Raw genomic sequence first — 13,040 nt, forward strand, 5'->3', positions numbered from 1 at the left:
TCCATGGCCGAGAATGGCCGGGGCGCCCGCCCCGGCCTGTTCCCTAACGTTTTCCGCATCTTCCATGGCTATCCAGGCCGCTACTGCCCGCGGGTCTGGGCGGCACTCCAGTCCACGTGACGGGTGAGCACCATCACCGCCGCCAGGGTGACGAACAACAGCGACGACCCCATCAGCAGCGCATAGTCCTCGGCATTCAGGATGGCGTAAATCAACGCCAGCACCAGCGCCTGGGCGCCGGCGAACCCCCACCCCGCCTTGGCCGAGCGCAACACCGCGCTCAGATAGACACCGATCACACCGACACAGGCCAATCCGCCGATGCCATAGGCCCAGGCGAAATCCACATGCTCGCCCAACGCCACCAGCAGCAGATAGAACATGGCCAGCGCCAGCCCCACCAGCAGGTATTGCATGGGATGCACCGCCATGCGCCGCATCACTTCGAACAAAAAGAAAGCGGCAAAGGTAAGGCCGACGATCAGATAGCTGTATTTAAGCGCCCGCTCGCTGGACAGCAAGCCGGTGACCGGCTGCACCAGGTCCACCCGCAGGGCTTTCTGATAGTCCTGGCACAGGGCGTTGTCGCCGGCGCAGGAGATGGCGCTGGCCGCCGCCAGGCTGTTGGTGTACCAGCGGCCCATGAAGCCGTCGTCGCCGACTTGCCGTTCCGCCGGCAACAGCAGGCCGGTGAAGCCCGGGTGCGGCCAGTCACCGCGCAGCGTCATGCTGGTTTCCTTGGCCAGGGGCAGGGCCGCCAGCGAGCGGCTGCCGTTAAGGTTGAGTTCCACGGACACGGTGAAGGGGCCCGGCAGATTGTCCGGCAGCTTCGCCACCAGCACATTGCCACCCAGGGATTCGGGAATCTCGCCGGGTTCCAGCAGCGTCAGGGTCTGGTCGCCGATGCTCAGGCGCGGCCGCTCCGCCAGGCCGCGCAGGTCCTCCACCCGCAACACCAGCAACGCCGCGCGCTGATCACGGAAAGCCGACGACTGGGGCTCGCCCCAGCCCGCCGGGAAAGCCGCCTCCACGTTGAGCTGGCTGCGGTACACCGGGGTGCCGTAGATACCGCGATACAGAGTTTCGGTCCGCAGCTCCCCATCAATGGTCAAGGTATCCGGGACCCGGGCGATGCGCTCGTAGCGGGTTTCTATTCGTGAACGGGACTCGCCGGTTTCCTTGTCGGTGTACACCACCTCGTGGCGGCGCACCTGGGGCACCAGAATCACCGGCCCGGACAGGGTCTGTTCGCCGCCGTACTGGTTGCTGATTTGCGCGCTCACCACCATCGCCCGTTGTTGGCGTTCGTTGATCTTCGCCTGGATCATCAACAACGGCACCACCAGCACCAGCATCAGGCCGATGATGATAAGGATTTTTTTCAATGGGCTCTGGGCCATGGTCGTCTCCCTTGATTCGGAGCGCCCAGCTTGCCCGGCGGGCGTGGGGGGAATGTGGGGATTTCGTGTGCGCGATCGTTATTGTAGGAGCGGCTTCAGCCGCGATGCCGATGGCACGGCCCTTGATCGCGGCTAAAGCGGAATGCCGCCCAGCCGCTCCCACAACAGGCCGGCAATCAGCTGAGGCAAAGCGTGACGCGGACGCCGTGGTCCAGGTTTTCGACGCGCAGCCAGCCGCCGTGTAGTTCGGCGACTTCGCGGACCATGGCCAGGCCCAGGCCGGAGCTTTTTTCTTCGCCGGGCGCGGGGAGGGAATAAAATCGTTCGGTGACGCGCTCCAAAGCATAGTCGGGAATGCGCGGGCCCTGGTTGGTCACGTGGACGCCACCGCTGTCGCCGTCACGCCAGCCGGCCACCACCAGGGTGGAGCCGGGTTCGGCGAAGCGCAGCCCGTTGTCGAGCAGGTTGAACAGGGCCAGCCGGGTGGTGTCCGGGTCCACGTGCAGCACCGCTTCGCCTTCCGGCGACACCTTCAGCTCCTTGTCATCGAGCAGCACCTGACGGCTGCGGCGCCATTCGTCCAGCAGCGGCGCCAGGGGCTGGTCACGGCGGGACGGCAGGCTTTCCAGTTTCTCCAGCCGGGCCAGTGCCAGCATGCGGTCCAGCAGGTCGCTGAGCCGCTGACTTTCGTGCACCACATTTTCGGTGAGCCGGTGCAGGGCCGGGTCGCTGACTTCCTCGGCGAGGATTTCCCCAGCGCCGCGAATCGCCGCCAGCGGGCTCTTCATCTCATGGGTGAGCATGGCGGTGTGGTTTTCCAGACGGGACCGTTCCTCCAGCTTGCGGCGCATGGCGGTGACCGCCCGCGCCAGGTCGTGGATTTCGTCGCGCACCCGGAAGCGCGGCGGCGCCGGCCGGCCCCCTTCCGCCACCGCCAGGGCATAGGCGCGCAGGCGCCCGACCCGGCGGCTGATCCACCAGGCCAGACCCACGCCCAGCAGCAGGCAAACGCTGAGCGCCATCCAGCCGTAGCGGATCAGCCGCGCCTCCGCCTGGGCCACGAACGGCTGAATCGAGGCACTGGGCTTGCCCAGGGTGACCACGCCGATCAGGGTGCCGTCGTGACGCACCGGCGCCGCCACGTACAGCACCGAGGAGGTGGGATCGTTGGGGTCGGAGCGGCTGGTGCGGGCGCCGTACTTCCCCTGCAGGGTCAGCAGCACATCGTTCCATTGCGAGAAATCCTCGCCTTCGTTGACGCCCTGGGAATCGAACCGCACCACGCCCCGGGCATCGGTGACGTACACATGGGTGTCGGTGCGGTTCTTGTTCAGCCCCCAGATGGTGGCGGCGGGGGCGCGGTCGGCGTAGCGCTGCAAAGCGGCGCGCAAGTCCGGGGTGATGGTGAGCCGCTGTTCGCGCACGTCCGAGGCAATGATTTCCGCCAGCAAGTTGGCGGCGTCCACCAGGGTTTCCTCCGCGGACTGGCGCACCAGCGGCTTGGCCTCGCCCAGCACCAGGTCCATGGTGAACCAGCTCACCAGCCCCATCACCAGGAAGAAAATCAGCAGCAGTTGGCGGCTCAGTTTCATGGCCGTTCCAGCACATAGCCCAGGCCACGCCGGGTCACGATCCAGCCGTCACCGCCCAGGGGCCGCAGCTTGGCGCGCAGGGTTTTGATGTGGGTGTCCACGGCGCGCTCGAAGCTGTCCTCCTCGCTGCCGCAGATATCCAGCAGCCGGGCACGGCTGAACACCTGGCCCGGGTGGCGCACCAGGGCTTCCAGAATCCGGTATTCGGAAAGCGTCAGGGCCAGGGGCTGCTCGCGGAACCAGGCCCGGGCGGCATCGCCGTCCACGCGCCAGTCCCGCACCGGGGCCTGCGCCGGAGCGGCGCCCTGGCGCTTGAGAATGGCGCGCACCCGGGCCACCACCTCGCGGGGGCTGAACGGCTTGGTGACATAGTCGTCGCCACCCAGTTCCAGGCCCAGGATGCGGTCCAGTTCGTCCTCCCGGGCGGTGAGAAACAGCACCGGCACCTCGCTGTCCCGGCGCACCCGCTTGAGCACCTCGAAACCGTTGATGTCCGGCAGGCCCACGTCCAGCACCACCAGCGCCGGCGGGTCCTCGCCCAGCACCGCCAGCGCCTGCTCGCCGCGCTCCACGTGGGTGACCCGGAAGTGCTCCCGTTGCAGCGCGAAGCTCAGCGGCTCCGCCACCCTCGGTTCGTCGTCCACGATCAGAATATGCGCGGTCACGGTGGTCCCCGTTGCGAAAAACGCGGTCATCATAGCACCGGCAGCGGGCCTTTCGACCAACGTCGCGCCGCCCTTGCCGCCACCCCGGGGCCGTTGCACACTGACCGCCGGCCCCGCGACCTTGCACCCGCGACATTCCAATAACAGCAGCCCGGCGGAACCATGCATTACGACGAACGGCTAGACGGCCCCCTGCCCGACGTGGACAAGACGGCCCTGCTTGACCGCCTGCGGCGGGATCTGCCCGATCTGCACCTGCTGCACCGGCGGGAAGACCTGACACCCTATGAATGCGACGGCCTGGCCGCCTACCGCACCGTGCCCATGCTGGTGGCCCTGCCGGACACCCTGGAGCAGGTCCAGGGGCTGATGCGCATCGCCAGCGACGAGGGCGTGCCGGTGGTGGCCCGGGGCGCGGGCACCGGTCTGTCCGGCGGCGCCATGCCGCTGGAGAAAGGCATCCTGCTGGTGATGGCGCGCTTCAATCGCATTGTCGAGATCGACCCGCAGGCCGGCACCGCCCGGGTGCAGCCCGGGGTGCGCAACCTGGCCATTTCCCAGGCCGCCGCCCCCTACGGCCTCTACTACGCGCCGGACCCTTCGTCGCAGATCGCCTGCTCCATTGGCGGCAACGTGGCGGAGAACGCCGGCGGCGTGCATTGCCTCAAATACGGCCTCACCGTGCACAACCTGCTGAAGCTGGACATCGTCACCGTGGACGGCGAATGCCTGACCCTGGGCAGCGATGCCCTGGACACGCCGGGCTTTGATTTGATGGCGCTGTTCACCGGCTCGGAGGGCATGCTCGGCATCGTCACCGAGATCACCGTGAAGCTGCTGCCGGCGCCGCCCTGCGCCAAGGTGCTGCTGGCCAGTTTCGACAACGTGGAGAAGGCCGGCCAGGCGGTGGCCGACATCATCGCCGCCGGCGTCATCCCCGGCGGCCTGGAGATGATGGACAACCTGGCCCTGTGCGCCGCCGAGGATTTCGCCCACGCCGGCTACCCCCGGGACGCCGCAGCCATTCTGCTGTGCGAACTGGACGGCGTGGAAAGCGATGTGGACGAGGACTGCCAGCGGGTGCGCGCGGTGATGGAAAACGCCGGCGCCACCGAGGTCCGCCAGGCTCGGGACGACGCTGAACGGCAACGCTTCTGGGCCGGCCGCAAGGCGGCCTTCCCGGCGGTGGGGCGCATCTCGCCGGACTACTACTGCATGGACGGCACCATCCCGAAACGGGAGCTGCCCAAGGTGCTGGCCGGCATCGAGGCGCTGTCCCGGGAATACCACCTGCGCGTGGCCAATGTCTTCCATGCCGGCGACGGCAACATGCACCCGCTGATTCTGTTCGACGCCAACGACAGCGACCAACTGCACCGGGCCGAGGCCCTGGGCGGGCGCATCCTGGAGCTGTGCGTGGCGGTGGGCGGCAGCATCACCGGCGAGCACGGCGTGGGCCGGGAGAAGATCAACCAGATGTGCAGCCAGTTCGACGCCGACGAGATCACCTGCTTCCACGCGGTGAAGGCCGCCTTCGATCCACAGCGGCTGCTCAACCCGGGCAAGAACATTCCCACCCTGAACCGTTGCGCGGAATTCGGCACCATGCACATTCACCGGGGCGAACTGCCGTTCCCGGACCTGGAGCGTTTCTGATGGGCGATCAGTCCGAGGCTCTGCTGGAGCGGGTGCGCGCCGCCCGCGCCGAACGCCGGCCGCTGTGCCCCCGGGGCACCGGCGGCAAGTTCCATCTGGGCCGGCCGGTGGACGGCGAGATTCTGGATACCCTGGAGCACAGCGGCGTGGTGCACTACGACCCCAGTGAGCTGGTGGTCACCGCCCGCGCCGGCACGCTGGTCAGCGAGTTGATCGCCACCCTGGCGGAGCAGGACCAGATGCTGCCGTTCGAGCCGCCCCTGTTCGGCGGCGACGCCAGCGTCGGCGGCATGGTGGCCAGCGGCCTGGCGGGGCCGCGCCGGCCCTGGGCCGGTTCGGTGCGGGACTTCGTGCTCGGCACCCGGGTGATTACCGGCGAGGGCCAACACCTGCGCTTCGGCGGCGAGGTAATGAAAAACGTGGCCGGCTACGACCTGTCCCGGCTGATGGCCGGCAGCTTTGGCTGCCTGGGCCTGATCACGGAAGTCTCGTTCAAGGTGCTGCCCCGCCCCCGCGCCAGCCGCTCCCTGCAACTGCGCCTGACCGGCGAACAGGCCCGGGAACGGGTGCTGGACTGGCGCCGGCGCGGCCTGCCCCTGAGCGCCGCCTGCCACGGCGGCGGCCTGCTGAGAATACGGCTGGAAGGCAACCAGGGCTCGGTGCACGCGGCGGTTGCGGAGATCGGCGGCGAGCCCCTGGAGGACAACCACTACTGGGACAAACTGCGCGACCACCGGCTGCCGTTCTTCGATGGTGCCAAACCCCTGTGGCGGCTGTCCCTGCCACCGGCGGCGCCGGTGCTGGAGCTGCCCGGCACCCAGCTCAGTGATTGGGGCGGCGCCCAGCGCTGGCTGAAAAGCGACGCCGACACCGCCACCCTGCGGCAGCTGGCCGCCAGCGCCGGTGGCTCCGCCACCCGCTTCGGCGGCGAGGAAGCGGAGGACGCGCCCTTCCACCCGCTGCCGGCGGCCCTGCTGCGCTATCACCAGACGCTGAAAGCCCGCCTGGACCCGGAGCGGATTTTCAATCCGGGCCGGTTGTACGCGGACCTGTAACCGGAGGCCGGCCATGCAAACCCGACTCAGCGACACCGCCCGCCAACTGCCCCGCGCCGAGGAAGCGGAATCGATCCTGCGCAGCTGCGTGCATTGCGGCTTCTGCAACGCCACCTGCCCCACCTACCAGCTCACCGGCGACGAGCTGGACGGCCCGCGCGGGCGCATCTATTTGATGAAGGAAATGCTGGAGGGCAACGAGCCCGGCGACGGCACCCAGCAGCACCTGGACGCCTGCCTGAGCTGCCGGGCCTGCGAGACCACCTGCCCTTCCGGCGTGGACTACCACTCCCTGCTGGACATCGCCCGGCCGGAACTGGAGCGCCAGGTGCCCCGTTCCACGCGGGACCGGCTGCTGCGTCGGGGCCTGCGCGCCCTGATGCCGCACCCGCGACTGTTCGCCGCCCTGATGGGATTGGGGCGGCTGGTCCGGCCGCTGGCGCCAACGGCACTGAAAGAGAAGATCCCCGCCCGGGTGCCGCCGGCGGGCCACTGGCCCGGCGGCGGCCACCCACGCCGGGTGGCGCTGCTGGCCGGCTGCGTGCAACCGGCCCTGTCACCCAACACCAACGCCGCCACCGCCCGGGTGCTGGACCGTCTCGGCATCGGCGCGGAAGTATGGTCCGGCGCCGGCTGCTGCGGCGCGGTGGACTATCATCTGGACGGCCAGGCCACCGGCCTGGACCGGGCCAGACGCAATATCGACACCTGGATCGCCGCCCTGGACGACGGCGTGGAAGCGATCATCCCCACCGCCAGCGGCTGCGGCGCCTTTATCAAGGAATACGGCAAGGTGCTCGCCGACGACCCGGCCTACGCCGACAAGGCACGCCGGGTCAGCGCGCACAGCCGCGATCTGGGCGAGTTTCTCGCCGAAGAGAATCTGGACACGCTGGCAGTGCACACCGAAAGCCGGCTCGCCTTCCAATGCCCTTGTACCTTGCAACACGGCCAGCGCCTGGCCGGCGTCACCGAAGGCGTGCTCACCCGCCTGGGCTTCGACCTCACCCCGGTACCCGACGGCCACCTGTGCTGCGGCTCCGCCGGGACCTACTCCATCACCCAACCGGCCATGGCCCGGCAACTGCGCGACAACAAGCTCGACGCCCTGGAAAGCGGCCAACCGGACGCCATCGCCACCGCCAATATTGGCTGCCAGATGCATCTGGGCGCGGCTGGGCGGGGGCCGGTACGGCATTGGATCGAGGTTGTGGATCAGGGGTTATCCGCGACGCTTGATCGCGACTGAAGTCGCTCCTACAGGGTGGTCGGATATCTCTGTAGGAGCGACTGGGCGGCACTCCGCTTCAGTCGCGATGAACTCGCCCCAACCGCGCTATTGCGGAACAACAAACCCGACGCCCTGGAAAGCGGCCAACCGGACGCCATCGCCACCGCCAATATCGGCTGTCAGATGCATCTGGGCGCGGCTGGGCGGGGGCCGGTACGGCATTGGGTCGAGGTTGTGGATCGGGGGTTGTCCGAGAGGCTTGATCGCGACTGAAGTCGCTCCTACACCGGCTCCGAACGCACCGTATGTCCAATGGAGGCGGTAGGAGCGACTTTAGTCGCGATCAGGTTTTAAACCTCCGGCATACGATCAAACCAAGGCTTGGCCTTCTCCAACTGCCCAGCCAGGGCCAGCAGCTTGCCCTCGTCGCCGTGGGTGCCGACGAAATGCACGCCCATGGGCAGGCCGCTGTCGCACCAGTGCAGCGGCACCGACATGGCCGGTACGCCGGTGAAGTTGGCGAGCTGGGTGAAGGGCACGTACTTCATGTTTTCCCGGGCCATCTGCTCCACCAGGCCGGATTTCATCACCAGCTTGCCGGCGCGCAGTTTGAGAATCACCTTGAGGGCGTTTTGCTGCCAGGCCGGCGTGGCGGAGGCACCGATGGCCGCCGGCTGCATGGCCAGGGTGGGGGTGAGCCAGAGGTCATAGCGGTCGTGGAAATCCGCCAGCTGCTGGGAATAAAGCTGGCCGCGCTGGTAAAAGCCCAGGTACTCGTCGGCGCGGGTGGCGTGGCCGAAGGCGGCCATGGCCAGGGTGTCCATCTCGAAGCCTTCGTCACCGCAACCGGTGAGTTCCTTGACCCGTGCCACCTCGCCGGCGCATTTGGTGAACCAGATGCCCAGCCAGTCCATGCTCATGGCCATCATATCCAGGGACGGCGCCGCCTCCTCCACATGGTGGCCCAGGCTTTCCAGCAGGCGGGCGGTGTCCTGCACCGCCTTGACCGCTTCCGGGTCCACCGGGGTGCCGATGGGCGAGGTCAGGGAGAAGCCGATTTTCAGCGGCCGCGGGTCACGCTCCAGTTCGCTGAGGTAGGACCGTTCCGGCGGCGCGATATGGAACAGGCTGCCGTGCTCGTCGCCGTGGGTGGCGTCCAGCAGGGCGGCGGAATCGCGCACCGAGCGGCTCACCACGTGGTTCACGGAAATGCCGTGCAGGGCCTCCACCATCTCCGGGCCCCAGGGGGTGCGCCCGCGCCCGGGCTTGAGCCCGAACAGGCCGCAGCAGGCGGCGGGAATACGGATGCTGCCGCCACCGTCATTGGCACCGGCGAACGGCACCACGCCGGCGGCGGTGAGCGCCGCCGAGCCGCCGGAGGAACCGCCCGGCGTATGGTCCGTGTTCCAGGGGTTACGGGTGGCGCCAAAGGATTCCGGCTCGGTGACGCCCTTGGAGCCGAACTCCGGCGTGTTGGTGCGCCCGAACGGCACCAGCCCGGCGGCCTTCCAGCGGCGCACCAGCTCCGAATCCCGGGGCGCCCGGTTATCCATCGCCTTGAGCGCCTTGTTGCCGGAATAGGCCGGCGCCCCGCCGATCTCCTGGAACAGGTCCTTGACCAGCATGGGCACCCCGGCGAAGGGCCCCTCCAGGAACTCGCCGGCGCGCCGCCGGGCCTCGTCGTAAAGCGGAATGACCAGCCCGTTCAGCTTGGGGTTCACCGCTTCCGCCCGCTGGATCGCCACCTCCAGCAGCTCCCCGGCGGTGACCTCACCCTTGGCCACCAACTCCGCCAACCCCAAACCATCGTGGCGCCGGTATTCTTCAAAGTTCATGATGCTATCCTTGTTGTTCGTAGGAGCGGCTTCAGCCGCGATAACGGCGTTGATGATCGCGGCTGAAGCCGCTCCTACGGTGCCACAATCCCCCACAAAGCACATTAGCCCGGGAGGCCCCATGAAAGCAGTTGGCTTCAACCAACCGCGCGCCATCGAGGACGTGCACGCCCTGGAAGACATCGAGCTGGAGCAGCCGCAACCCGGTCCCCGGGACCTGCTGGTGGCGGTGGAAGCGGTGTCGGTGAATCCGGTGGACACCAAGGTACGCCAGCGGCCGCTGGCGGACAAAGGCCATAAGGTGCTGGGCTTTGACGCCGCCGGCCGGGTCGAGGCGGTGGGTTCCGAGGTGCGCGGTTTTCTGCCCGGCGACCGGGTCTGGTACGCCGGCGCCATGCAGCGCCAGGGCTCCAACGCCCAATACCAGTGCGTGGACGAACGCATCGTCGCCAAGGCGCCGCAAAGCCTGGGCCTGCAGGAAGCGGCGGCGCTGCCGCTGACCACCCTGACCGCCTGGGAAGCGCTGGAGGACCAGCTCGGTCTGACCCCGCACAACGCCAACGGCAAGACCCTGCTGATCGTCGGCGGCGCCGGCGGCGTGGGTTCCATCGCCGCGCAACTGGCGGCCCGCCACTTCGGCATGACGGTGATCGCCACCGCCGGCCGGGAACGCTCCGCGGACTGGTGCCGGGCCATGGGCGCCCACCACACCATCGACTACCGCCAGGGCCTGGTGGCGCCGCTCAAGGAACTGGGCATCGAGCAGGTGGACGCCATTCTGCTGGCCCAGGAACCGGACGGTTACTGGAACCAGGTCTGCCAGTTGGTGGCGCCGCTGGGCGGCATCGTTTCCATCGTCGATGCCCGTGGCCCGCTGGACACCAACCCGCTGAAACCGAAAAGCGCCCGCTTCGCCTGGGAGTTCATGTTCACCCGCGCCCTGTTCGGCGTGGACATGGAGCGCCAGGGCGAGATTCTCGGCCAGGCGGCGAAACTGGTGGACGACGGCGTGCTGGAAACCACCCTGGCGGAAACCCTGGGGCCGATCAACGCCGCCAACCTGAAGGAAGCCCACCGTCGCATCGAAGGCGGCGGCACCATCGGCAAACTGGTGCTGGCCGGCTGGGACTGATGATGCCGTTGCGGTGGGTATTGGCGTCAGCAGGGATGTGGGCGGTGATGGCCTGACGCTCAATGGTCTGGATTCAAGAGAGAGCAGTGTGCCCCTGCTCTTTCCGCCGCTTGCGGCGGGGCGCCACCATCAGCGGAAAGTGCAGGGGCCCTGCATGCTGGAGATACTGCCACCAGCCTTTCACAGTGCCAGCTCCCCCCCAAGGTCGCTATGCATTGTTCAAGGACGAGGAGCTTAGCAAGCCGCTATGGCACCGGCTTCCACTCAGCGCCACAACGTTGATGACAGATGCGGACTTGTGTTCAGAGGGAGGCCCCGGCGGGTTGCCGGGTACTGGCCAGTTCACGGACTTCCCCCGGCGTCTGACCAAAGCGGCGCTTGAAGGCGCGGTAGAACCAGGACGGGTTGTTGAAGCCGGCCTCATAGATGATGTCCGCGACTTTCTTGTGGCCATGGGCGGGGCTTTTGAGACATTGGAAAACCCGCTCCAGGCGCAGCTCCAGTACGTAGTCGGTGTAGCTCTGGCCTTCCTGCTCGAACATGGCGCGAATGTACCCGGGCGATACGCCGTGCCGTTTTGCCAGCCAGCCAAGGGAGGTGTCGCCGCGCCAGGCACTGATGCGCAGGTCCGCCTTGACCGCCCGCAGGCGCGCCTGCTTGAGGCCCCGGTGCCGCGCGGTGATTTCAATATCGCGGGGCGCGCCCACCGAGAGCGCGGCGAGATCCAGCAGCCTGTTGGTATCGGCAAGCAGATCGCCATCTTCCGGCTCCGGCGCCTGGACCAGGTCGATGGCGCACCGGGTCAGATGAGCGAATGTCTCCTGGGCAAGCCGCGGTGATTTGCCGGGACGTTCGATATCGCCAACCAATGGCCCGAGCAGGGAGCGCGAGAAGCAGATATTGAGCATGTAGGTCCGGCTGCCCTGAAACTCGATGGTGCCCGGGCGATCATTGAAACCAAAGCAGCCGGCACCAGGGCTGCATTCCACTTCGCCAACGCCGCCCAGCTCGGAGCGCCAGGCGGCGCGTCCGGTTGGGTTCAGCAACAGGGCAACGTCATCGTTGCCGTCCTGAATATGCCGGGAACGGCGCTTAACGATAAGCGGCGACGTTTTTATCAGTGCGATGGAAATGCCGGGTAGCAGGCGGATGCGAGTGTCGATGTCAGGGGCTTTGCCATGGGGCAGCGAGACATCAATATTGGCCATGGCCGCATAGATATCCTGGGAGGCCTCAAGGCGCTCCGCCGGCGGATAATCCGTGGTGGAAAACGTGATATGTGCCATGGTTTCCGTGACGTCTCTTCCCCAATCCCCGGATAAGCCTCCTGCAGTTGTGACTTACTGTCAATTTACCCCCGAACACCGGCCGGGGCACCGTGGGGCCTCGGCCGGCGGCAGCCGATCGCTAATGGCGGACGGCTCCGCGTCAGGGCTGCCCGCAGGCCGCCGGCGACTCCCCCAGCTGCAGATTGTGCAGGCACAGCACCGGCGCCAGGGCGAAGGTGCGCCGCCAGAGCATCGGCCACACCTGTTCATTGATCATCGGGCGGGGCAGACGGGTGCTGACCATCGGCGCCCAGCCGTCCGGTGCCCGCTGGGCAATCACGAACTGGAACGGGTGGGCACCGGGCACCCCCAGGCGCACATCGGTGACCACCATCCGGTCGCCGTTGCGCCGGTAATCGAGAAAGCCATCGGTGAACCAGATCAGCCGCTGGCCGTCCGCCAGCCCGGCGGCCGCCTGCTCCAGTTCCGGGCGGCGCGGAAAGCGCTCCACATGGAGCGGCCCGTCGCCATCGAACACCCCGGTGACGATCTCCAGACGCGCCGACGGCGCCATCACCGTGGCCCGCCACAGGAAGGTGGAGAACGGCATCGGCTGCACCATCATGGGCGCGTCCTCGATGCCCTGATCCGCCAGGGTGCGGGCCACCCTGTGCGTCATCCATTGCTGCGCCGCCAGGCTCCACAGCAAGTAGGCGCTGGACAGCGAGAGACCCACCACCAGGGCGGTGGTGGCCGGCGGCCGGATCAGGGCGATCACCACCGCCACCAGCAGCGGCAGGGTATAAAGCGGGTCGATAATAAAGATGCTGTTCAAGGCCACCGGCGGGCCCAGCGGCCACCACAGCTGGGTGCCGTAGGTGGTGAAGGCGTCCAATAACGGATGGGTGATCAGCACCAGGCCGGTGAATGCCAGGGCGCGTCCGAAACTCACCGAGGTTTTCCAACGGCTGAGCAGAAACGCCAGCAGCAAGGCCAGCGGCGTCAGCACCAGCAGCGAATGGCTAAAGCCGCGATGCTCGGAAAAGTTGGCCACCGCGTCACCGTAATCGATCAGCACGTCCAGATCCGGCAGGGTGGCCAGGGCCGCCCCGGCCAGCACCGCGCCACGGCCCCAGCGCCGCCCCAGTATCGCGCCCCCCAGGGCGCCACCCAGCGCCGCCTGCGTTAAAGAGTCCATGCCGTGCT

The 13,040-nt window shown here is 67.7% G+C and carries 10 protein-coding genes; 4 read left to right on the forward strand and 6 right to left on the reverse strand.

All coding sequences use genetic code 11. The features are described 5' to 3' along the window. Positions 1–80: 80 nt before the first annotated feature. From creD to creB, 3 genes are all read right to left on the reverse strand, one after another. Entirely contained in the window at positions 81–1,400 is a 1,320-nt protein-coding gene (gene creD / locus FGS76_RS14335) for a cell envelope integrity protein CreD (protein WP_138773336.1), read from the reverse strand. Between the two features lie 176 nt (positions 1,401–1,576). Continuing rightward, positions 1,577–2,992, reverse strand: a complete 1,416-nt coding sequence (gene creC, locus FGS76_RS14340) for a two-component system sensor histidine kinase CreC (protein WP_138773337.1) — start codon at positions 2,990–2,992, stop codon at positions 1,577–1,579. Then, positions 2,989–3,657, reverse strand: a complete 669-nt coding sequence (creB, locus tag FGS76_RS14345; RefSeq protein ID WP_240692550.1) for a two-component system response regulator CreB — start codon at positions 3,655–3,657, stop codon at positions 2,989–2,991. Before creB ends, creC begins: the two co-directional genes overlap by 4 nt. A 162-nt stretch (positions 3,658–3,819) precedes the next feature. Here creB and glcD point away from each other — a divergent pair, with 162 nt between their 5' ends. Genes glcD through glcF form a run of 3 tightly spaced genes read left to right on the forward strand, consistent with a single transcriptional unit; the run spans position 3,820 to position 7,617 of the window. Beyond that, positions 3,820–5,313: a glycolate oxidase subunit GlcD gene (gene glcD, locus FGS76_RS14350; RefSeq protein WP_138773339.1), complete on the forward strand. Its 1,494-nt coding sequence runs from the start codon at positions 3,820–3,822 to the stop codon at positions 5,311–5,313. After that, entirely contained in the window at positions 5,313–6,368 is a 1,056-nt protein-coding gene (glcE, locus tag FGS76_RS14355) for a glycolate oxidase subunit GlcE (protein ID WP_138773340.1), read from the forward strand. Before glcD ends, glcE begins: the two co-directional genes overlap by 1 nt. 13 nt (positions 6,369–6,381) lie before the next feature. After that, a complete protein-coding gene (gene glcF, locus FGS76_RS14360) occupies positions 6,382–7,617 on the forward strand; it encodes a glycolate oxidase subunit GlcF (RefSeq protein WP_138773341.1) in 1,236 nt (411 codons plus the stop codon). Positions 7,618–7,949: 332 nt separating this feature from the next. Here the strand turns inward: glcF and FGS76_RS14365 are convergent, their stop codons facing one another. Continuing rightward, positions 7,950–9,434 (reverse strand): amidase, encoded by a 1,485-nt coding sequence (locus tag FGS76_RS14365; RefSeq protein WP_138773342.1) that lies wholly within the window; start codon positions 9,432–9,434, stop codon positions 7,950–7,952. A gap of 121 nt (positions 9,435–9,555) precedes the next feature. Between FGS76_RS14365 and FGS76_RS14370 the strand changes: the two genes are divergently transcribed. Next, the gene (locus tag FGS76_RS14370) at positions 9,556–10,566 is read left to right on the forward strand and encodes a zinc-binding alcohol dehydrogenase family protein (RefSeq protein WP_138773343.1); all 1,011 of its coding nucleotides are present in this window, start codon (positions 9,556–9,558) and stop codon (positions 10,564–10,566) included. 302 nt (positions 10,567–10,868) lie between these two features. Here the strand turns inward: FGS76_RS14370 and FGS76_RS14375 are convergent, their stop codons facing one another. Together FGS76_RS14375 and FGS76_RS14380 are read right to left on the reverse strand one after the other, a co-directional pair. Beyond that, the gene (locus FGS76_RS14375; protein WP_170214483.1) at positions 10,869–11,774 is read right to left on the reverse strand and encodes a helix-turn-helix transcriptional regulator; all 906 of its coding nucleotides are present in this window, start codon (positions 11,772–11,774) and stop codon (positions 10,869–10,871) included. Between the two features lie 220 nt (positions 11,775–11,994). Further along, positions 11,995–13,032, reverse strand: coding sequence for a metal-dependent hydrolase (locus tag FGS76_RS14380; protein WP_138773345.1), 1,038 nt, complete (start codon positions 13,030–13,032; stop codon positions 11,995–11,997). Positions 13,033–13,040 lie beyond the last annotated feature (8 nt).

Origin of the sequence: Alloalcanivorax gelatiniphagus (assembly GCF_005938655.1) — a bacterium.
Taxonomy (GTDB): Bacteria; Pseudomonadota; Gammaproteobacteria; order Pseudomonadales; family Alcanivoracaceae; genus Alloalcanivorax; species Alloalcanivorax gelatiniphagus.

Coding starts and splice junctions, on each gene's coding strand:
- glcE (WP_138773340.1), top strand. CDS start 5,313: ATGGGCGATCAGTCCGAGGCTCTGCTGGAGCGGGTGCGCGCCGCCCGC.
- FGS76_RS14380 (WP_138773345.1), bottom strand. CDS start 13,032: ATGGACTCTTTAACGCAGGCGGCGCTGGGTGGCGCCCTGGGGGGCGCG.
- FGS76_RS14365 (WP_138773342.1), bottom strand. CDS start 9,434: ATGAACTTTGAAGAATACCGGCGCCACGATGGTTTGGGGTTGGCGGAG.
- creC (WP_138773337.1), bottom strand. CDS start 2,992: ATGAAACTGAGCCGCCAACTGCTGCTGATTTTCTTCCTGGTGATGGGG.
- glcD (WP_138773339.1), top strand. CDS start 3,820: ATGCATTACGACGAACGGCTAGACGGCCCCCTGCCCGACGTGGACAAG.
- glcF (WP_138773341.1), top strand. CDS start 6,382: ATGCAAACCCGACTCAGCGACACCGCCCGCCAACTGCCCCGCGCCGAG.
- FGS76_RS14375 (WP_170214483.1), bottom strand. CDS start 11,774: ATGGCCAATATTGATGTCTCGCTGCCCCATGGCAAAGCCCCTGACATC.
- creD (WP_138773336.1), bottom strand. CDS start 1,400: ATGGCCCAGAGCCCATTGAAAAAAATCCTTATCATCATCGGCCTGATG.
- FGS76_RS14370 (WP_138773343.1), top strand. CDS start 9,556: ATGAAAGCAGTTGGCTTCAACCAACCGCGCGCCATCGAGGACGTGCAC.